This window comes from Streptomyces sp. NPDC050806, assembly GCF_055586425.1.
Genome location: NZ_JBVJIF010000003.1, coordinates 485,502 through 505,920 on the forward strand (window position 1 = coordinate 485,502; position 20,419 = coordinate 505,920).

Below are 20,419 nucleotides of genomic sequence, written 5' to 3' on the forward strand. Positions count from 1 at the left end.
AGGGCGTACGCGCCGGGACCGGTGCCGCGGTCCGGCCGCCGGAAACGGCAACGGCCGGCCGGGCGCCGCGCGGGCGCCGGGCCGGCCGTCGGGACCGGGCGGTTCAGCCGAGCCGGGCGGGCTCGTGCCGGACCTTGTCGTCGCTGGCGGCGACGATGCGGGAGCGGGTCGGGGTGCGGTCCAGCAGCCCCGCCGTCACCGCGATGGCGAGGCCGACGACCGCCAGGACCGCGCCGACCAGGGTCGGGGAGGTCCAGCCCCAGTGCGCGGCGATGGCGACGCCGCCGAGCCAGGCACCGCCCGCGTTCGCGAGGTTGAACGCGGAGTGGTTGGAGGCGGAGGCGAGCGTCGGGGCGTGCTCGGCCTTGTTCATCACCAGCATCTGGAGGGGCGTGGTGGTCATGAAGCCGACCGCGCCCAGCACCACGACGGTGACCAGGGCCGCCCACTGCACGTGAACGGTGAAGTGGAAGGCGACGAGCGCGACGGCGAGGGCCGCGAGCGAGCCGTACAGGGTCGGGCGCAGCGCCCGGTCGGTCAGCGGGCCCGCGGCCAGTGCGCCGAGGGTCATGCCGATGCCGAAGAGGGCCAGCACGACGGGCACGGTCCCCTCGCTGAAGCCGGTGACCTTGGTCATCATCGACGCGAGGTAGCTGTAGACGGCGAACACGCCGGCGAAGCCGAAGACGGCGGTGAGCAGGCCGAGCAGCACCTGGCGGTTGCCGAGGGCGCGCAGCTCGTGCTTCACACCGCTCTGTTCGTCACGCGGTACGTGCGGGACGAGCTTGGCCAGCGAGGCCATGGCGATCAGGCCGATGGCGGCGACGACCAGGAAGGTCGCGCGCCAGCCGAGGTGCTGGCCGAGCAGGGTCGCGGCGGGTACGCCGACGATGTTGGCGACGGTCAGGCCGAGGAACATCGTGGCGACCGCGCGGGCCTGGCGGCCCTCCCGCACCAGCCGGGCCGCGACGACGGCGCCGACGCCGAAGAACGCGCCGTGCGGCAGGCCGGCCAGCAGCCGGCCGACGATGAGCAGGCCGAAGTTCGGGGCGAGTGCGGACGCGAGGTTGCCGGCCGTGAAGACCGCCATCATGAGCAGCAGCATCCGCTTGCGTGGGATGCGCGAGCCGAGTGCGGTCAGCAGCGGGGCGCCGATGACGACGCCGAGAGCGTAGGCGGAGACGAGGTAGCCGGCGGTGGGCACGGAGGTGCCCAGGTCGTTCGCGACGTTGGGCAGCAGGCCCATCATCACGAACTCGGTGGTGCCGATACCGAAGGCCGAGATCGCGAGCGCGAGCAGAGCCAAGGGCATGAGTGACCTTTCAGGATCAAGGGGGGCGCGCCCGCAGTGGCGCGCACGAGACAGGGACAGCCTTAAGTTCTCTCCCGGAACAAAGTGTCGCAGGCTTTTCATTCCCGCACGCGAACAGGGCGTTACAGGGACAAGTCCTGACCCCGGAAGAGGGGAAAATGAGGGAACCCCCAGCACGCACGGTGGGGCGGGGCCACCTCCGTGACCCCGCCCCACCGCACAGGTGCCGTGCCCGGCCGTACGCTCCCGCGGCCCCGGCGGCTCAGATCTTGAAGGACGCCGCCAGCGGCAGATGATCACTGCCGGTCGACGCCAGCGTCCACGCCGAGGCCGGGTCCACGCCCTTGACCATGATCTGGTCGATCCGGGCCATCGGGAACGCGGCCGGCCAGCTGAAGCCGAAGCCGTCGCCCGCCGCACCCTGCGCCGACCGCATCTGCGCGGTGACCGGGGCGAGCGAGCGGTCGTTCATCGTGCCGTTCAGGTCGCCGAGCAGTACGACCTTGGACAGCGGCTCGTGCGCGATGGCCTCACCCAGCGCCGCGGCGCTCCGGTCCCGCTGGTTCGCGGTGAACCCGGCCTTGACCTTCACCCGGACCGACGGCAGATGCGCGGTGTAGACCGCGACCCGCTCCCCGTCGGGCGTGGTGACCGTGGCGCGCAGGGCCCGCGTCCAGCCCATCTTGATGTCCACCGGGCGCGCGTCGGAGAGCGGGTACTTGCTCCACACGCCGACCGTGCCCTGGACCGAGTGGTACGGGTACTTCTTGGCCAGCGCCGTCCGGTAGTCGGGCAGCGCCTCGCCGGTCAGCTCCTCCAGCGCGATCACGTCGGCCCCGGAGTCCGCGACCTTGCGGGCGGTGCCGGCCGGGTCGGGGTTCTCGGCGTCGACGTTGTGCGTGGCGACCGTCAGATTGCCCTCGCCGCCGGACTTGTCGGTGAGCTGCCCGGCGAAGAGGTTCGCCCAGACGACCGCCGGCAGCACCAGCACGACCAGCGCGGTCGCCGAGCGCCGCAGCAGGGCCGCGACGAGCAGCACCGGGATGCCCAGCCCCACCCACGGCAGGAACGTCTCCAGCAGGCTGCCGAGGTTGCCCACCGAATTGGGCACATCGGCGTGGAGCACCATCAGCAGGCCCAGCAGCACGGCGAGCACGGCCAGCACGATGCCGCGCCGCCACATGCCCTCGCGACGCCACCAGCCGGTCGCACGGCCCGCCCGGCGGCCGGTCCCGCCGGGGCCCGCGCCCCGCCCCGCCTCCGACATGTACGCCTGCGTCATCCCGATGCCCTCACTGCCGTGCTCGTGCGCCCCGCCTGGCCCCTGGCTTCCGTGCCCTTGACCATAGGCGATGCTCAGCCTGTGCTGTCCCCTCAGGGGACGACGCACGGATGGCCGTGAGTTCCGCGGGCACCCGCGCCGACAGGTGCTGTGACAGAACGGGCATGAACCGCTCATCGAGCGGTCGGATTCGGGCGACGGAAAGATCATTCTGCACGCCGCCCCGGACGGGCCGCAACGTCGCCCGACCGCGCACGCCGCGGGCTCAGGCGCGCGGCCGGACGCCGTCCAGGACCGTGTCGACGATCTGCTCGGCGAGCCCCTCGGGCAGTTCCTTCCACTCGTGCAGCAGCGCCCGGGAGAGCATCGGCGCCGCGAAGAGGTCGGCGAGTACGTCGATGTCGCAGTCCCCGCGCAGCTCGCCGCTCGCGATGCCCCGCCGCAGGACCGCCAGCAGCGCGTCCCGGCGGGCCTGGACGACCGTCTCGTGATACTCCCGCCACAGCTCGGGCTGCGCCTTGAACTGGGTGATCACCGTCCGCATCAGCGCGGAGTTGCGCTTGGCCAGGCTGCGGCGGCGCAGGAACTCCAGCAGCGAGACCAGGTCGTCCCGTACCGACTCCCCCGGCAGCTCGGGGCTCTCCTCCTCCAGGGAGCGCATGACGTCGAGCATCAGGCCGGACTTGCCGGACCAGCGCCGGTACACCGTGGCCTTGCCCACGCCCGCCTCCCGGGCGATGCGCTCCATCGACAGGTCGGCGAGCGGGACGTCGCGCTCCAGGAGGTCCAGCACGCTCTCGATGATCGTGGACTCCAGCGCCTCGTTCCGCGGCCGCCCGGGCCGCCGCCCGGTCCCCGAGGGCCCGGCCTCGGCGGCGGGCGCGGACGGTTTCCCCGCGGAAGGCCCGGCGGCGTCCGTGGGCGGCTCCGCCGCGGCCTCTCGTGGCCGCCGTGCCCCCTCGGCCGGTGCCCCGTCCCGTTTCCCGCGCGTCACGCCTGGTCCGCCTCTCGTTCGTACCGCCCTGCCCCGAGCACTGCCGGCCGTTACGGCCGCCGCCCCGCGGGAGAAGTCTCTCGCGGCGTCTCCCGGTCCGGTCCGGCAGGCCGGGCGGCCGCTCTGCCGGGCAGGAACAGCCCGACGACGAGCGCGCCGAGGACCGCGACGGCGGCGGAGCCGAGCGCCGTGACGTGCATGGCGTGCACGAACGCGTCGTTCGCCGCGGCGGCCAGCTGCCGTCCAGCGGGCCCCAGCCGGTCGGCGACGCCGAGCGTGGCCTCGATGGACTCACCCGCCGCGTGCCGCGCCGCGTCCGGCAGACCCGGTACGGCGTTCAGCGTGCCCTCGATGTCGTTGCGGTACGTAGCGGACAGCACGGAGCCCAGTACGGCGACCCCGAGCGTGCCGCCGACCTGCCGGAACGTGTTGTTCAGCGCCGACCCGGAACCGGCCTTCTCGCGCGGCAGGGACTGCATGATCGAGACGGTGACCGGCGGCATGATGTGCGCCATGCCGGTGCCCTGGATGAAGAAGAGCACCTCCAGCACGACGATCGGGGTGTCGGTGCCCATCAGCACGAAGCCCGACATCGTGACGGCGACCAGCAGCATGCCGACCGTGCAGACGGCCTTGGCACCGAAGCGGTCGACGACGTGCCGGGCCCGCGGCGCGAAGATCATCTGGGCGGCGGCCAGCGGCAGGAGCAGCAGGCCGGCCTGGAGCGGGGTGAAGCCGCGCACGCTCTGGATGTAGAAGACCATGAAGAACGTGACGCCCATCAGCGCGAAGAAGACCAGCGCGATGGCGGCGACGGCCGCGGAGAAGGCGGGCTTGCGGAAGTAGCCGATGTCGATCGACGGGTGATCGATGCGCTTCTCGTAGAGCACGAAACCGGCCAGGACGAGCAGGCCGCCGAGGACCGTACCGACCACCTGCGGGTCGGTGAAGTCCGCGAGCTGGCCGCCCTTGATGATGCCGTACACCAGCAGCACGAGGCCCACGACGGACAGCACCACGCCCACCGGGTCGAGCCGGCCGGGCCGCGGGTCCTTGCTGTCCGGGACCAGAAGCACCATCGCGGCCAGCGCGATCAGCACGATCGGCACGTTGACCAGGAAGACCGAGCCCCACCAGAAGTGCGAGAGGAGCAGGCCGCCGGCGATCGGGCCGATCGCGATGGCGAGGCCGACGCCACCGGCCCAGATGCCGATGGCCTTGGGCTGCTCGTCCCGCTCGAAGACGTTCATGAGGACGGCGAGGGTGGCCGGCATGACCAGCGCGCCGCCGAGCCCCATCACCGCACGGAAGGTGATCAGCTCGCCGGGCGAGCCGGACACGGCGGCCAGCACGGAGCCGAGGCCGAAGATGACCAGGCCGGTCAGCAGGACCTTCTTGCGGCCCAGCCGGTCACCGAGGAGCCCCGCGGTGAACAGCAGGCCCGCGAAGACCAGTGTGTAGGAATTGATCGCCCATTCCAGCTGGCTCTGGCTCGCGCCGAGGCCGGTGGGGGCCGGGGTGGCGATCGTCTTCATCGCCACGTTCAGGATCGAGTTGTCCAGCACCACGATGAGCAGGCTGAGCATCAGCACCGCGAGGATCGCCCAGCGGCGGCGGTGGATGTGCTCGGGGACCTGGCGGGCGGTGGCGGTCGCGGGTATGCCCGCGCCGGACGGAGCGCCGGCGGCCCCGCCGCCGGGCGGAGATTCGGATGAACGTGCCATAAGAACCAGCGTACGCCATTTTCGATACGGCACCGTTCCGTATCGTTGCTTGTATCGGGCACGCACCCGCTTCGGGTCCTCTTCCACCACTCCGCACCGGCGTGTCAGCATGGGCAGTGAGTCCGGGGACGCCGTCAGGGCGCCTCGAGATGACCTGAAGGAGCCGTCGTCATGACGCAGATTTCGCCTGCCCGGGCGCAGGACAAGCAGCAGGGCGCGCAGGGCCGGACGTCCGGCACCGCGGCGCAGCCCGCCACGAAGCCCGCATCGGACAAGTCGCTGTACGGCGGCACCCGGTCCCGCCGCGTCACCGTCCGCGACATCGCCGCCGCCAAGCCCCGCGGCGACAAGTGGCCCATGCTCACGGCGTACGACGCGATGACCGCGTCCGTCTTCGACGAGGCGGGCATCCCCGTCCTGCTCGTCGGCGACTCCATGGGCAACTGCCACCTCGGGTACGAGTCGACCGTCCCGGTCACGATGGACGAGATGACGCTGCTGTCCGCCGCCGTCGTACGCGGCACGGAGCGCGCCCTCGTCGTCGCCGACCTGCCCTTCGGCGCGTACCAGGAAGGCCCCGTCCAGGCGCTGCGCAACGCCACCCGGCTGGTCAAGGAGGCCGGTGTGGGCGCGGTGAAGCTGGAGGGCGGCGAGCGCTCGGCCGACCAGATCAAGCTGCTGGTCGACGCCGGCATCCCGGTGATGGCCCACATCGGGCTCACCCCGCAGTCGGTCAACGCCTTCGGCGGCTACCCGGTGCAGGGCCGCGGCGAGGAGGCGGCCCAGCAGCTGCTCCGGGACGCCAAGGCCGTGCAGGACGCGGGCGCCTTCTCGGTGGTCCTGGAGGCCGTACCGGCCGAGCTGGCCGCCGAGGTCACCCGCTCCCTGCACATCCCCACCGTCGGCATCGGCGCCGGCCTGGAGTGCGACGCGCAGGTCCTGGTCTGGACGGACATGGCCGGGATGACCAAGGGCCGGGTGCCGCGCTTCGTGAAGCAGTACGCGGAGCTGCGGTCGGCGCTGGGCGGCGCGGCGAAGGAGTTCGCCGAGGAGGTCGTGGGCGGCACGTTCCCGGCGGAGGAGCACACCTTCCACTGAGGGCTTGCCACTGGGGCTGCGAGGGCCCGCCGCTGAGGCCTGTGAGAGCCCTGTCGCTGAGGGCTTGCCGCTGGGGGCCTGTAGGAACTCACCGCCGCGGTGCTGCCCTCGCGGTCTCCGGGGCGCCGGCAGTCCGTGCCGGCGCCCTGCCGCCCGGCGGTCCGGCCGTCGGGCGGGCGGGCGGGCCGTCGGGCGGGCGGGCCGGGCTTCCGGCGCCCCGCCCCTGTCGGTGATCTGCAGGCGTACCGACACCGGCCGAGCAGGGCTGTCGGCGCTCTGTCGGAGCGTTGTCAGTGGTGCCTGTCACTGTGGACCCATGACGCAGAAGACACACTCCGCCGGCGGCCGCCCGGCCGTCCAAGTACGTGGCCTGGTAAAGCACTTCGGCGAGGTGAAGGCCGTCGACGGGGTGGACCTGGACGTGCGGGAAGGCACGGTCATGGGCGTGCTCGGGCCGAACGGCGCGGGCAAGACCACCCTCGTCCGCTGCCTCTCCACGCTCCTGGTGCCGGACGGCGGCACGGCCGTCGTGGCCGGGTACGACGTCGTGCGCCAGCCCCGCGCCCTGCGGCGCACGATCGGCCTGACGGGCCAGTACGCCTCCGTGGACGAGAAGCTCTCCGGCTGGGAGAACCTCTACATGATCGGGCGGCTGCTCGACCTCTCCCGCAAGGACGCCCGGGCGCGCACCGACGAGCTGCTGGAGCGGTTCTCGCTCACCGAGGCCGCCAAGCGCGCCGCCGGCAAGTACTCCGGCGGTATGCGGCGCCGGCTCGACCTGGCCGCTTCGATGATCGGCAAGCCCTCCGTGCTGTATCTGGACGAGCCGACGACCGGCCTCGACCCGCGCACCCGCAACGAGGTCTGGGACGAGGTCAACCGCATGGTCCGCGACGGCGCCACGGTGCTGCTGACCACGCAGTACATGGAAGAGGCCGAGCAGCTGGCCGACGAGCTGACCGTCGTCGACCGCGGCCGGGTGATCGCCGAGGGCCGGGTGGACGAGCTGAAGGCCAAGGTCGGCGGGCGCACGCTGCAGATCCGCCCGGCGCTCCGCGACGAGCTGGACCGCATGGTCGGCGCGATCGCGCAGGCCGGTCTGGACGGCATAGCGGGGGCCACGGCGGACCACGAGGACGGCGTGGTGAACGTCCCGATCGTCAGCGACGAGCAGCTGACCGCGGTGGTCACCGTCCTCGGCGAGCGCGGCTTCGCACTCGCCGGCATCAACACCCATCTGCCCAGCCTGGACGAGGTCTTCCTGGCCATCACCGGCCAGAAGACGTCCGAGGCCGACGCGCCCGCCGAGCCGGCGGACGCCCGTTACGAGGAGGTCGCGGCATGAGCGCCGCAGTGATCACGGCGCCGGCCGCGAAGCCCGGAGCCGACGAGGGCCGGATCGGCCTGCGGGCCAATCTCCGCCACATCGGCGCGCTGGTGCGCCGCAACGCCCTGCAGATCAAGCAGGACCCGGAGTCGATGTTCGACGTCCTGCTGATGCCGATCATCTTCATCCTGCTGTTCGTGTACGTCTTCGGCGGCGCGATCGCCGGCAAGGGCAATCAGCAGGAGTACGTCCAGTACCTGGTCCCCGGCATGATGGCGATGATGGGCATGAACATCGCCATGGCGGTCGGCACGGGCGTCAACGAGGACTTCCGCAAGGGCGTGATGGACCGCTTCCGCACGATGCCCATCGCGCGGTCCTCGGTCCTCATAGCCAAGATCGTCGTCGAGATCGGCCGGATGCTGATCGCCACCGCGATCCTGTTGGGCATGGGCTTCCTGCTCGGCCTGGAGATCAGGGGCTCGGCGCTGGAGTTCGTCGCGGCGATCGTGCTGTCGACCGTCTTCGGTGCGGCGCTGATGTGGATCTTCGTTCTGCTGGGGCTGACGGTGAAGACGCCGCAGGCCGTGCAGGGCATGGCGATGCTGGTGCTGATGCCGCTCCAGTTCGGTTCGTCGATCTTCGCGCCCACCGCGTCGATGCCCGGCTGGCTGGAGGGGTTCACGAAGGTCAACCCCCTCTCGAACCTCGCCGACGCCGCCCGCAACCTGCTGGGCGGCCAGGGCCCCATCGCCCACCCGGCGCTGGTCACCCTGGCCTGGGCCATAGCCATCACGGCCGTCACGATGCCCCTGGCGGTGCGGAAGTTCCGCTCCAAGACCTGACGGAAGAAGACCTGACAGGAGAAGGCCTGAGGAGGGACAGGGCCTCGATTCCCCGTCGGAGACCGACCGGGGATGCGGGGCCCGGGGTCAGATGAGCGAGAGGGCCTCGTCGAGGGTGAGGGCGGCACCCTCGGCGTGGGCCGACGCGTACTCCGCCTCGCCGAGCACGGCACATACGGCCTCCTCCGCCGCCGTGCGGGAGTGCCAGGTGATGCGCGGCGCGTGCGGCCGGGGTGCGCGCAGCGCGTCGAACGAGCCGATCAGCCGCGCCCCGTCCGCCGCCCCGGCCGGCCCGCCGGTGACGGCCAGCACCCGCGCGGCGACGAGCAGCTGGGACAGCAGGGCGTCGGGCGCGATGGCCCGGGTGAGCCGGTCGTCCATCCTGGCGACGGCCCCGCGCACGGCCTCCAGCACGCCGTCGTACCGCCCCTCGTCCGCGTCCAGCGCCGCCAGCGATCCCTCGACCACGCCGAGGAACAGCTGCGGCGTCGACCGCTCGGCGAACTCCTCCCGCACCTTCCGCAGATGCTCCCGGGACTCGGCGGTCCGGCCGGCCGTCGCCAGCCAGGTGGCGAGCTGGATCCGGGCGAACGGCACGGCGTCGCGGTTGCTGTGCTGTCCCTCTTCCAGTACCTCGCGCAGCAGCCCTTGCCCCGTTTCCTCCTCGTCCGCCTCGATGAGCACGCCGCCCAGCCGGACCTTGAGCAGCGGGAGCTGGCCGTGCGCGCCGAGGTCCGCGGCGTAGCGCATCGCGGCGCGGTAGTCGTCGGCGGCCGGGCCGTACTCCCCGTGGTTCTCGCGGGACTCGCCGCGGCCGGCCAACGCCTCGGCCACGCCCCAGGCGTCGCCGATCCTGAGGAAGATCTCCAGCGCTTCGTCGACGTCGCGGGCCGCCTGCGGCAGGCCGCCGGGCCGGTCGTTCTGGATCTTCGCCCGCAGCTGGAGGACGAACGCCAGCTCCCAGTCGTAACCGAACTCCCGGCAGCCGCGCACGGTCTCGTCGATCAGCTCGACCAGTTCCTCGAACCGGCCCGTCAGCATGACGGCGTAGAACCACATCACGCCCGGCACCCGGCAGGTCTGCGGCAGCCCGCCACGGTAGACGGCGGCGACCCCCCGCAGCTCCTCCTGCTGCTCGGGCTCCAGCAGCGTGTCCATGTCGCTGTCCCGGCCGGCCAGCGCGACGAGCCGGACCTCCCGGCGCGCCTCCAGGAGCTGTTCGGGCGGCAGCGGCGGTGGGGCGTCGATGGGGCGCGCCGACAGCGGCGGGGCGGGCACGGCCGGCGGCAGGAAGGGGTTGGGGCCGAGCTCGGCAGCGGCCAGGGACCAGGTGCGGGCGTCGGCGCGGTGGTCGCGCAGCGTCCAGAACCACTGCAGGGCGAGGACGAGGCAGAGCGCCTCGTGCTCGTCGCGGGCGGCGACGGCACGGCGCAGGGCGGTACGCAGGTTGTCGTGTTCCTGCTCCAGCCGGTCCAGCCAGTGGCGCTGCTGGGGGCCGCGCAACAGCGGGTCGGCCGTACGGGCCAGCTCCCGGTAGGCCACGAGGTGCCGCCGCTCGGCCGCGGCCCGCTCCCCCGCCTCGTCCAGCCGCTCCCCGGCGTACTCCCCGACGGTCTCCAGCAGCCGGTACCGCATCTCCCCGTTCGCCGAAGGGCCCGCCACCACAAGCGACTTGTCGACAAGCGACCCGAGCAGCGGCGCCACGTCCCCGGGCACGACGAGCGGCACCACGGTGCCGCGGGCGCGTGCCGCCCCGGTCGGCGTGGCCGGATCGGCCGGCACACCCGCCCCGGCCGGCGTGGCCGAGGCGGTGGGGGGCGCCGAGTGGGCTGCCCGCGTGTCCGCGCAGACGGTCTCCGCCGCGGTGAGGTCCGCGCCGCCGGAGAAGACGGAGAGGCGGCGGAGGACGGCGCGTTCCCGGTCGTCGAGCAGGTCCCAGGACCAGTCGACGACCGCCCGGAGCGTCTGCTGGCGCGGCAGTACCGTACGGCTGCCGCTGGTCAGCAGCCGGAAGCGGTCGTCCAGACGGTCGGCGAGCTGCCGCGGCGAGAGCGACCGCAGCCGCGCCGCGGCCAGCTCGACGGCCAGCGGCAGACCGTCCAGCCGGCGGCAGATCTCCGCGCACGCCTCCGGATCGTCCTCGATACGGAAACCGGGCCGCGCCGCGGCGCCCCGGTCGGCGAGCAGGCGCAGCGCGACGGGGTCGGGCAGCGGTTCCACCGGCCGGACCAGCTCGCCGGGGACCGCCAGCGGCTCCCGGCTGGTGGCCAGCACGCTTACCTCAGGGCACTCGGCCAGCAGCCGTTCCGCCAGCAGGGCCGCCGCGTCGATGACGTGCTCGCAGTTGTCCAGCACGAGCAGCATGCGGCGGCCCGCGCAGTGCTCGGCGAGCTGCGCGAGCGGGTCAAAGGCGAGCGGGTCGGCGGCGGCCCGCAGCCCCTCGGCGGCGCTGCCGCGTACGACGGTCTCGCGGGCGCCGAGCGCGGTGAGCACGGCTTCCGGCACGGTACCGGGGTCCTGGACGGGGGCCAGTTCCGCGAACCACACGCCGTCCGGCCACGCCTCGGGCGCACCGGCCGCCGCGGCCTCCGCGCCTTCCTGCGAGAGCCGCGTCTTCCCGGCGCCGCCGGGGCCGAGCAGCGTCACGAGGCGATGCGCCGTCAGGTCGTCGCGCAGGGCCCGCAGCTCCCGCTGCCGCCCGACGAACGACGTCAGCCGCGCCCGCAGATTCCCGGCCCGCCGCGCCTGCGCCTGCCCGGACCGCTGCTCCCGCACCTGTCCGGGCTGCCGGCCCTGATCCTGTCCGGACCGCTGATCCCCGGGTGCCCCGGCCGACCACGGCTCGCCGAGCGGCCCCGGGCCGGCTCCCGGCCGCGCATCCACGTCCGCCGGACCGGCCCCCGAGCGGGGACCCGACGCCACCCCGGCAGCCGGACCGGCGAACGGACCGGCGAACGGGCCTGGCATGGGAGCCGGACCGGCGGCCGGCCCCCGGCCGGGAGCCGACTCGCTGGACCCCGGACCGGGCATCCGGGCATGTGTAGCCACACCCACCGTGTCCGCCACATCCGCCGCGCCCGCCGCGTCCGGCGCGTCCGCCGAATCGTGGGCCCTCAGGAGTTCCGCGTGCAGGGCGCGGAGGGACGGGGACGGGTCGGTGCCGAGGCGGTCGGCGAGGTCGGCGCTGAGGTGGGCGTACGCGTCCAGTGCCTCGGCCGTGCGGCCGGTGTCGCGCAGGGCGCGCAGCCGCAGCTCGTGCAGCGGCTCGTCCAGCGGATGCCGGCGGCAGAGCGCGGTGAGGGCGGGCAGCGCCTCGTCCGCGCGGCCGAGCGCGAGGTCGGCGGCGAGCCGGGCCCGCCGCGCGTCCAGGTGCAGCCGCTCGGCCCCGGCCGCCTCCGCGACCGCGTCCGGGAGATCGGCGAGGGCCGGCCCGCGCCACAGCGTCAGCGCGTCGTCCAGCAGGGCGGCGGCCTTCCGGGGGTCGCCGTCCGCGAGCGCGCGCTCGCCCTCGCCCGCCAGCAGCTCGAAACGGTGCAGGTCGACGTCGTCGGGGTCGGCGGCGAGGTAGTAGCCGCCGGTCACGGAGACGATGGCCGCGTGGCCGAGGGCCCGCCGCAGCCGCCCGACGAGCGCCTGCAGCGCCGCGCCCGCGTCCCTCGGCAGGCCGCCACCGGCCGCCACGCCCGGCGTCGCGTACTCGTCCGGCCCCGGCCCCCAGACGTCCGCGATCAGCGTGTCGGGCGTACGGGGGCGCCCCGGCGTCAGCGCGAGGGCGGCGAGGAGTGCGCGCAGGCGGGCGCCGCCGAGGGCGACGTCGGTGCCGTCGTCCCGGCGTGCCTGGGTCGTCCCGAGGATTCCGTAGCGCACCGGCCCATTGTCGTCCACGGCCCGGCCGCCTCGCCCAACCCCCACCACTGTCCCCACCCGTGTCCGTTTCCCCGTGAGCCCTGCCAGCCCCGTCAGCCCTGTCGTCCCCGTCGTCCCCGTCGTCCCCGTCGTCCCCGTCGTCCCCGTCGTCCCCGTCGTCCCCGTCGTCCCGTCATCCTCCGTCGCCCGGCGGAGCCACCTCCAGTTCCACCAGGGCGCCGATCTCGTCCGTGCGGTGGCCGGGCCGGTCGTCCGCCCCGGACCGGCCGCGGGCGAACCACTTCGGGCAGCTGAGGACCGGGCGCAGGCTTCGCCCGCCGGGCACCGGCTCGTACGTACGGGTGCCCGGCGGCCGGCGGTAGCCCTGGGTGACGAGCTGGATCGAGCGGACCCGGCCGGTGACCGAGGCCGGGCCACCGTGCGCGTCACAGTGGTTGTTCACCCGCCAGTCCCACAGGGGGTCCGTCACGGGGCCCAGCGTCCAGGTGACCCGGTCGCCCACGGCGAAGGGGGTGCCGCAGCACTCCATCTCCCAGTCCTCGTAACACACCCGCCGGATGTCGCCACCGGCCTCGCGGGGACGGGAAGCGGCGGGCCGTGCATCGTCGGCGGTGTGCGGGGGAGGGACGTCCATGGCGGATGCGGACTCGGGACCGGGCATGCGACCAGACTGCCTGGAACTACCCGCATCACGCTCGTCGTTTTCCGAGTACGACCCGCCCCACTCCCTTCCCCCTCAGGAGCACCGCACGATGACCACCGCAGTCCGGCGCGCGGAGCAGCGCGTCAGTCCCGTCTTCCTCGCGCTCGTCGCCGTCATGGCGGTCTCGGGCTGGGCCGTGTGGACGGGGAGGCTGGCCGCGAACACCGGCTTCGCCGTGTTCCTGTTCGTGGTCTCGGGGTGGATCGTCTCGCTCTGCCTGCACGAGTACGCGCACGCCCGTACGGCGCTGCACAGCGGCGACATCTCGATCGGCGCCAAGGGCTATCTGACGCTCAACCCGCTCAAGTACACGCACGCGCTGCTCAGCATCGTGCTGCCGGTGATCTTCGTGATCATGGGCGGTATCGGGCTGCCGGGCGGCGCCGTCTTCATCGAGCGCGGGCGGATCCGGGGCCGCTGGCGGCACAGCCTGATCTCGGCGGCGGGCCCGCTGACGAACATCCTGTTCGCGGCCGTCGTGACCGCGCCCTTCTGGCTGGGCGCGATGGACGGCGTGCCGAAGCCGTTCCGGTACGCGCTCGCGTTCCTGGCGCTGCTCCAGGTGACGGCCGCGATCCTGAACTTCGTGCCGGTGCCGGGGCTGGACGGGTACGGCGTGATCGAGCCGTGGCTGCCGTACGGCGTGCGGCGGCAGGTCGAGCCGTTCGCGCCCTTCGGGCTGATCGCGGTGTTCGGACTGCTGTGGGTGCCGGGGGTGAACCAGGTGTTCTTTGAAGCGGTGCACGCGATCCTGGGAGCGCTGGGCGTCTCGGACCTCGACTCCTACCTCGGGCAGGAGTTCTTCCGCTTCTGGCAGGGCGAGCCGCAGGTCTTCTGACGCCGACGGCCCGGCGAGCCCCCGCTCAGGGGCCTGGCCCGGCTCCTGTCCCGGGGCCAGGGTCGCCCGTGCCGGGGCCCGGGTCGCCCGTCCCGAGTCCTAGCCCTGTGCCCGGGTCTCCGCCTGGGCCGCGGCCTGCTCCTCCGCCGCCGCGCGCTCCATCTTGGCCCGGCGCACGTAGAACCACGCCATGTTGCTGGAGACGCCCGCCATCAGCACCCACGCGATGCCGATGAGGTTGCCCGACACGAAGGACACGACGGCAGCGACGACCGCCAGCACGCAGACGACGAGGGCGAAGACGGCGAGACGCCGGGCCGGGCCGGACGGAGGCAGGGCGGGCATGAGACGGGGCTCCTGTCGGGGTACTGCGGTACTGCGGTCCCCTCCAGTGTCCCCCATGCCCCGCTCCGTCCGTCTCCGGCCCGCCACCCGGCCCGGAGACCGGGCCCGCCGCCCCGTCGTACGGACCGGAGGCCCGGCCCGCCCCTGCCCTCACACGTCCGTGAGCCGCAGTCCCGCGTGTGCCTTGTAGCGGCGGTTGGCGGAGATGAGGTTGGCGACCAGGGACTCGACCTGGTGGGCGTTGCGGAGCCGGCCGGCGAAGACGCCGCGCATGCCGGGGATGCGGCCGGCCAGCGCCTGCACGACATCGGTGTCGGCCCGCTTCTCACCGAGCACCATCACGTCCGTGTCGATCTCGGCGATCTCCGGGTCCTGCAGCAGCACGGCCGAGAGGTGGTGGAAGGCCGCGGTCACCCGGGATTCCGGCAGCAGCGCTGCGGCCTGCTCGGCGGCGCTGCCCTCCTCCGGCTTCAGCGCGTAGGCGCCCTTCTTGTCGAAGCCGAGCGGGTTCACGCAGTCCACGACGAGCTTGCCGGCCAGCTCCGTACGCAGCGACTCCAGCGTCTTGGCGTGACCGTCCCAGGGCACCGCCACGATCACCACGTCCGAGCGGCGGGCGCACTCGGCGTTGTCCGCGCCCTCCACACCGTGGCCGAGCTCCTCGGCGGCGGTCCGGGCCCGCTCCTCCGCACGCGAGCCGATGATCACCTTCTGCCCGGCGCGGGCGAACCGGTACGCCAGCCCCCGGCCCTGGTCCCCGGTGCCGCCGAGTACACCGATCACCAGCCCGGACACGTCCGGCAGGTCCCAGGGGTCCCGCTGGAGCGCCTTCTTGGCTTCGGTCGCGACATTCACGGGCCGTGCGTCGTCAGGAGTAGTCATGACAGCGATACTGGCACGCCCCGTCCGCACCGGGCAGCGGGGCGCGGCGTGCCGATGATCACGGTCCCCCGCCTGATCACGCCTTGACGCTGCCCTCGGTGAGCCCGGTGCGCCAGTACCGCTGGAGCACCGTCATCAGGATCATCAGCGGCAGGACGGAGAGGAACGCGCCGCCGACGGTGTACTGGTACAGCTCGGGCTGCCGGTCGGCGTAGCCGGTCCAGGACGTCAGGCCCAGCTGGATCGGGTAGAGGTCGGAGTCGGAGAGCATCACCAGCGGCAGGAAGTAGTTGTTCCAGATGTGCACGAACTGGAACAGGAAGACGGTGACGAGGGCCGGGGTCATCAGCCGCAGGCCCAGCCCCGCGAAGATCCGCCCCTCCCCCGCGCCGTCGATCCGGGCCGCCTCCAGCAGCGAGTCGGGCACCGCGGCGGCCGCGTAGATCCGGCAGAGGTAGACGCCGAACGGGCTGACCACGCTGGGGATCAGCACGGACCAGTAGGTGTTGGACATGCCGAAGCCGCTGAACAGGAAGTACAGCGGCAGGGCGAGCGCCGTGCCGGGGATCAGCACGCCGGCCAGGATGACGTTGAAGAGGACTTCCCGGCCCGGGAAGGGGAACTTCGCGAGCGCGTAGCCGGCCGCGGCGGACAGCAGCGTAGCGGCGAGCGCGCCGATGCCCGCGTAGAGCAGGGAGTTGGCGAACCAGCGGACGTAGATGCCGTTGTCGTACGTCAGCACATCCCCGAGGTACTGGAGCGGACGCGGGTTCGCGAACCAGAAGCCGAAGCTGCCGAAGAGGTCGCCGCTGCTCTTCGTGGCGGAGACCACCAGCCAGTAGACCGGTACGAGGAAGTAGACGGCGGCGATCGTCAGCAGGGCGAAGGTGATGATGCGGTAGCGGAGCGCCGAGGGGGTCATCGGCCGTCCCCCTTCCCCCGCTGTCCGACCAGCCGCAGGAAGCCGAACGACAGGACGCAGGCGACCAGCGCGAGCAGGACCGCCTCGGCGGCGGCGAGGTGCTGGTTGTTGCCGACGAACGCCTCGCTGTAGGCGTGCAGGTTGGGCGTGTAGCCGGAGTCGATCGACGAGGCAAGCGGCCGCAGCACCATCGGCTCGGCGAACAGCTGGAGCGTGCCGATGATGGAGAAGACACAGGTCAGGACGAGTGCGGGGCGGATGAGCGGGATCTTGATGTGGAGGGCGACCTGGCGGGCGTTGGCGCCGTCGATGCGGGCCGCCTCGTACAGCTCCTGGGGGACGGCCTTGAGCTGGGCGATCAGGACGAGCATGTTGTAGCCGGTGAACTGCCAGGTGACGATGTTGGCGATGGACCACAGGACGGTGCCGCGGGAGAGGAAGTCCACGTCCCAGCCGACCGCTTCGCCCATCTTCACGAGCGGGCTGATGCCGGGGACGTACAGAAAGCCCCAGAGGATCGAGGCGATCACGCCGGGCACGCCGTACGGCAGGAAGAACGCGCTGCGGAAGAACGTCACCCAGCGGGCGCTCGCGCTCTCCAGGAGCAGCGCGAGGACCGTCGCCAGCACGATCATCAGCGGGATCTGCACGGCACCGAAGAGGAGCACCCGGCCGAAGCCGGAGAGGAAGCGGTCGTCGGCGAGCGCCTGCGCGTAGTTGGACAGCCCGGTGAAGACCTCGCGCTCCGCGCCGCCGAGGCCCAGCGGCCCGGTGCGCTCGGTCTTGTGCAGGCTCTGCCGGACCGCGTACAGGATGGGCGCGATGAAGCAGAGGAGGAAGAGCACGAGGAAGGGCACGAGGAAGCCGGCGGCCGCGCGGGCGTTGCGGGCTTCCGTACGGGTCGGCCGTCTCACCCGCCGCTCTCCACCTTCAGGCCCTTGCCCTTGAGGTCGCTCACGGTCTGCGCCTGGACCTTCTTCAGCACCGAGCGGAAGGAGTCGCCGCTGCTCAGCGCCTCGGTGAAGGCGTCGCCCAGCCGCTGGTAGAGGGTGTCGACGCCGGGGCCCCACTGCCAGCTGGTGTCGACGTGGTCGCCGGCCTCCTTGAAGACCTTGCTGTACGCCTGGCCGCCGAAGAACTCCTTGTGCACGTCCAGGTCGGTGGTCCGGTAGCCGGTCTTCGCGCTGGGGAAGCCGTAGCCGCCCTCGATGAGCAGCGCGATGGCCTCGGGGTCGGTGTTGAGCCAGACGGCGAAGTCCAGCGCGTCCTCGGGGTAGGTGGCACCGGCGAACACCGCGGTGGTCGAGCCGCCCCAGTTGGCCTGCGCGTCCGCGCCCTTCGTCCACTGCGGCAGCGGTACGGCGCGCCACTTGCCCTTGGTGTCCGGCGCGTTGCCGACGAGCAGCGCGTCGCCCCAGCTGGCGCCGAGCCAGGCCGGGATCGCGCCGGTCTGGATGTCCTTGTACCAGGCGTTCTGGCGGTCCGGGATGGTCTTGATCAGCTTCTGCTTGACCAGTCCCTCCCAGTAGTCGGCGACCTTGCGGGTGGGTTCGTCGTCGAGGGCGACGGTCCAGGTGTCGCCGTCGGCGGCGTACCACTTGGCGCCGGCCTGCCAGGCGTATCCGGCGAAGCGGTTGCCGTTGGTGGGCGCGAACGTCTCGATCCAGGCGCCCTTCTTGCGGATCTTCTTGGCGGCGGCCTCGTAGTCGTCCCAGGTGGCGGGCGGCTCGATGTCCCACTTGTCGAAGAGGTCCTGGCGGAGGAAGAGGCCCATGGGGCCGGAGGCCTGGGGTACGGCGTAGACGCCCTTGCCGAAGACGGACTGCTGCCACTGCCAGCCGACGAACTGCTTCTTGTACCGCTCGCCGCCCACGGTCGTCAGGTCCAGCAGCCCGTTGTCCAGCAGGAAGCTGGGGACGACGGGGAACTCGATCTGGCCGAGGTCGGGCGGGTTGCCCGCCTTGATGGCGGCGTGCATCTTGGCGTACTGGGCGCCGTTGACCGCCGAGACCTTCTCGACCTGGACCTGGACCTCGGGGTTCTTGCTGTTCCACAGGTCGACGGGCTTGTCGATGCCGGGGACCCAGGACCAGAAGGTGAGGGTGATCTTCTGGCCCTTCTTGCGCTCCTTGGGCGCGGCCTTCTCGTCGTCGGTGCCGTCTCCGCACCCGGCCAGCGCGAAGCCGGCGGCCACGGCCGCCGCGCCGCCGAGCACGGATCTGCGGCGGGTGCCGCCCGAAGGGGTCGTGTCGTTCGTCCTCATGCCAGCTCCTCCACGGGGATGCGGCGGAAGGTGATCGTCGAGTAGGCGCTGAAGTCGCCGGTTTCGTAGAGCAGTCCGACGGTGTCGGGATCGATCCGCACGAGGTCGGAGTAGGCGGCCGGCAGGCCGCTGACGGTGTGTGCGTCGTACCAGGTCAGGCCCCGGTCCCGGCTGGCGCGCACGGTCATCAGGGCGCGCGACTCGCGGTCGGCGGGGGACGAGAAGAGCAGCACGTCCGGGGTGCCGAGGTGGAGCACGCTGCCCTCGACAACGGGGGCCGCGAGGCCGGCCTGGGACCGGAAGGGCCTCTCCAGGCGTGCGCCGCCGTCGGCGGAGTAGGCGTCGACGCGGGTGCCGGGCGCGTCGGAGTCGTTGCGGGCGTTGAAGTAGAGGCGGCCGTCGGGGAGTTCCGCCGCGGTGGTCTCGTTGGTGTTGATGTAGCCGTTGGGGTTGGAGTCGGTGTAGCCGATCCGCCAGTTCTCGCCGGAGTCGTCGCTGAGCAGGGCGTGGCCGCCGTCGTAGCGGCCCTCGGCCCCGGTGTCGCCGGGCACGGTGGGGGCGAGGGAGTGGTTGCCGGGGACGACCAGCCGGCCGGCGTACGGGCCGTGGCGCAGCTGGAGCGCATGCCCGGGTGTCGTGGCGTACCACCGCCAGTCCGCGCGCTTGGTCTGTGCGGTGATCTCGCGCGGGGTGCTCCAGGTGGTGCCGTCGTCGTCGCTGTGCTGGATCCAGACCCGGCGGCCGTCGGCGGCGGACACCTCGCCCCGCCGGATGGCGCCCTCGGTGGCGGTGCCCGCGTTGCGTACGTGGACCAGGACGGTGCGGCCGGTGTGCGGGCCGCTGTGCAGCACGACGGGGGCCGGGTTGCCCGCGGTGCCGGTGCCGTTGTGGTCGACGACGAGGAGCGGGCCCCAGGTGCGGCCGCCGTCGGTGGAGCGTCTGAGGACGAGGTCGATGTCGCCGGTGTCGGACGCCGAGGCGACACGCCCCTCGGCGAAGGCCAGCAGGGTGCCGGGCCCGGTCACGACCACGGCCGGGATGCGGTAACTGGCGTAACCACCGGAACCGGCCTGGAAGGGTTGCGAAGTCTCGTACGCCACGACAGCCCCTAACGGCCGGATGCAACGACCAGACGTAGGACGTCCCTTGTCTTGCGGCGACCATAGGGAGCGCCCAACGGGGCGTCAAGGCACCCGACATGGCCCGTGTCGCCCGCCTCGCGCGGATGCCACATCGAGGGGAACTGCGGGTGAACCGCGGCTGTACGCAAGGGGGCGGGCCATGGCGGGCTTTGCGGAGCGCACCGCCCTCCGGCCCGTTACGCGATGCTCTTCAGGCGCTCCCGGATGCCGTCGAAGTGCCGGTGCATCGCCTCGACCGCGCGGTCGCCGTCACCCGTCTCCAGTGCGGTGACGATCTCCCGATGCTGACGCCAGGTCACGTCGGGATCCTGGCTGCTGTCGTCCAGATCCTTGCGGACCCGGCGCAGCGCGTCCCAGAAGGCGTCCAGCACCTCGCTGAGCAGGTGGTTGCCGAGCGAGCGGTACAGCGCGAGGTGGAAGGCCCGGTCGGTGGCGCTCTCCACCCGGCCGGCCGCCGCCTCCTTCTCCATCCGGTCGACCAGGCCGCGCAGGACGGCCAGGTCCTCGGCGGGCAGGCTGCGCGCGACCGACGCGACCAGCCCCGCCTCCAGCGCCTCCCGGACCTCCATCAGCTCGTACAGGCCGGCCTCGCCCTGGTGGTGGCGGACCGCGGCCCGGAAGGCGATGCCCTCCACGAGCGGGTCGAGGGTGAGCGACCCGACGTACGTGCCGAAGCCGTGCCGGATCTCGACGATGCGCATGGCCTGGAGCGCCTTGAGCGCCTCGCGGACGGAGTTGCGACTGACGTCGAGCAGTTCGACCAGCTCGGCCTCGGTGGGCAGAGGGTCGCCGGGCACCAGCTTCCGCCGCAGGATGAGCCGCTTGATCTGTGCCTGGACCCCCTCGGACATCGTGCCGCGCGCCATGTGTCTGCC

The 20,419-nt window shown here is 72.7% G+C and carries 17 protein-coding genes; 4 read left to right on the top strand and 13 right to left on the bottom strand.

Annotated elements, in window-relative coordinates; translation table 11 throughout:
* Window positions 1-103 precede the first annotated feature (103 nt).
* The 4 genes from ACZ6WH_RS11460 to ACZ6WH_RS11475 all read right to left on the bottom strand — a co-directional run bounded on the left by ACZ6WH_RS11460 (window position 104) and on the right by ACZ6WH_RS11475 (window position 5,312).
* Window positions 104-1,312 (bottom strand): MFS transporter, encoded by a 1,209-nt coding sequence (locus ACZ6WH_RS11460; RefSeq protein WP_469727657.1) that lies wholly within the window; start codon window positions 1,310-1,312, stop codon window positions 104-106.
* Between the two features lie 262 nt (window positions 1,313-1,574).
* Window positions 1,575-2,495: an endonuclease/exonuclease/phosphatase family protein gene (locus ACZ6WH_RS11465; RefSeq protein WP_469728010.1), complete on the bottom strand. Its 921-nt coding sequence runs from the start codon at window positions 2,493-2,495 to the stop codon at window positions 1,575-1,577.
* Between the two features lie 364 nt (window positions 2,496-2,859).
* The gene (locus ACZ6WH_RS11470; RefSeq protein ID WP_469727659.1) at window positions 2,860-3,588 is read right to left on the bottom strand and encodes a TetR/AcrR family transcriptional regulator; all 729 of its coding nucleotides are present in this window, start codon (window positions 3,586-3,588) and stop codon (window positions 2,860-2,862) included.
* A 50-nt stretch (window positions 3,589-3,638) separates the two neighbouring features.
* Complete coding sequence (locus tag ACZ6WH_RS11475) at window positions 3,639-5,312, bottom strand: MFS transporter (protein ID WP_469727661.1); 1,674 nt, start codon at window positions 5,310-5,312, stop codon at window positions 3,639-3,641.
* Between the two features lie 171 nt (window positions 5,313-5,483).
* On the opposite strand from ACZ6WH_RS11475, the gene panB reads away from it, so the two are divergent.
* The 3 genes from panB to ACZ6WH_RS11490 all read left to right on the top strand — a co-directional run bounded on the left by panB (window position 5,484) and on the right by ACZ6WH_RS11490 (window position 8,582).
* On the top strand, window positions 5,484-6,410 hold the full coding sequence (gene panB / locus ACZ6WH_RS11480; RefSeq protein WP_469727663.1) for a 3-methyl-2-oxobutanoate hydroxymethyltransferase: 927 nt from the start codon (window positions 5,484-5,486) through the stop codon (window positions 6,408-6,410).
* Between the two features lie 316 nt (window positions 6,411-6,726).
* On the top strand, window positions 6,727-7,755 hold the full coding sequence (locus ACZ6WH_RS11485) for an ATP-binding cassette domain-containing protein (RefSeq protein WP_432853473.1): 1,029 nt from the start codon (window positions 6,727-6,729) through the stop codon (window positions 7,753-7,755).
* A complete protein-coding gene (locus tag ACZ6WH_RS11490) occupies window positions 7,752-8,582 on the top strand; it encodes an ABC transporter permease (RefSeq protein ID WP_469727665.1) in 831 nt (276 codons plus the stop codon). Before ACZ6WH_RS11485 ends, ACZ6WH_RS11490 begins: the two co-directional genes overlap by 4 nt.
* Before the next feature lie 87 nt (window positions 8,583-8,669).
* Here ACZ6WH_RS11490 and ACZ6WH_RS11495 read toward each other — a convergent pair whose 3' ends face one another.
* Together ACZ6WH_RS11495 and ACZ6WH_RS11500 are read right to left on the bottom strand one after the other, a co-directional pair.
* On the bottom strand, window positions 8,670-12,449 hold the full coding sequence (locus ACZ6WH_RS11495) for an AfsR/SARP family transcriptional regulator (RefSeq protein ID WP_469727667.1): 3,780 nt from the start codon (window positions 12,447-12,449) through the stop codon (window positions 8,670-8,672).
* Window positions 12,450-12,621: 172 nt separating this feature from the next.
* Complete coding sequence (locus ACZ6WH_RS11500) at window positions 12,622-13,110, bottom strand: DUF6578 domain-containing protein (RefSeq protein ID WP_469727669.1); 489 nt, start codon at window positions 13,108-13,110, stop codon at window positions 12,622-12,624.
* A 91-nt stretch (window positions 13,111-13,201) separates the two neighbouring features.
* Here ACZ6WH_RS11500 and ACZ6WH_RS11505 point away from each other — a divergent pair, with 91 nt between their 5' ends.
* Window positions 13,202-13,990, top strand: coding sequence for a site-2 protease family protein (locus ACZ6WH_RS11505; RefSeq protein ID WP_432853481.1), 789 nt, complete (start codon window positions 13,202-13,204; stop codon window positions 13,988-13,990).
* 99 nt (window positions 13,991-14,089) lie between these two features.
* Here the strand turns inward: ACZ6WH_RS11505 and ACZ6WH_RS11510 are convergent, their stop codons facing one another.
* The 7 genes from ACZ6WH_RS11510 to ACZ6WH_RS11540 form a co-directional block, all read right to left on the bottom strand.
* The gene (locus ACZ6WH_RS11510; RefSeq protein WP_469727671.1) at window positions 14,090-14,335 is read right to left on the bottom strand and encodes a hypothetical protein; all 246 of its coding nucleotides are present in this window, start codon (window positions 14,333-14,335) and stop codon (window positions 14,090-14,092) included.
* A 150-nt stretch (window positions 14,336-14,485) separates the two neighbouring features.
* Window positions 14,486-15,217 carry an NADPH-dependent F420 reductase gene (gene npdG / locus ACZ6WH_RS11515; RefSeq protein ID WP_432853487.1) on the bottom strand — a complete coding sequence of 244 codons (732 nt, stop codon included), beginning with the start codon at window positions 15,215-15,217 and terminating at the stop codon, window positions 14,486-14,488.
* Window positions 15,218-15,293: 76 nt separating this feature from the next.
* On the bottom strand, window positions 15,294-16,139 hold the full coding sequence (locus tag ACZ6WH_RS11520) for a carbohydrate ABC transporter permease (protein ID WP_469727672.1): 846 nt from the start codon (window positions 16,137-16,139) through the stop codon (window positions 15,294-15,296).
* Complete coding sequence (locus tag ACZ6WH_RS11525) at window positions 16,136-17,053, bottom strand: carbohydrate ABC transporter permease (protein WP_469727674.1); 918 nt, start codon at window positions 17,051-17,053, stop codon at window positions 16,136-16,138. Before ACZ6WH_RS11525 ends, ACZ6WH_RS11520 begins: the two co-directional genes overlap by 4 nt.
* Window positions 17,050-18,402, bottom strand: a complete 1,353-nt coding sequence (locus ACZ6WH_RS11530; protein WP_469727675.1) for an ABC transporter substrate-binding protein — start codon at window positions 18,400-18,402, stop codon at window positions 17,050-17,052. The genes ACZ6WH_RS11525 and ACZ6WH_RS11530 overlap by 4 nt, the downstream gene beginning before the upstream one ends.
* Window positions 18,399-19,502, bottom strand: a complete 1,104-nt coding sequence (locus tag ACZ6WH_RS11535; protein ID WP_469727676.1) for a sialidase family protein — start codon at window positions 19,500-19,502, stop codon at window positions 18,399-18,401. The genes ACZ6WH_RS11530 and ACZ6WH_RS11535 overlap by 4 nt, the downstream gene beginning before the upstream one ends.
* A gap of 218 nt (window positions 19,503-19,720) precedes the next feature.
* A complete protein-coding gene (locus tag ACZ6WH_RS11540) occupies window positions 19,721-20,410 on the bottom strand; it encodes a FadR/GntR family transcriptional regulator (protein WP_432853499.1) in 690 nt (229 codons plus the stop codon).
* Window positions 20,411-20,419: the final 9 nt, after the last annotated feature.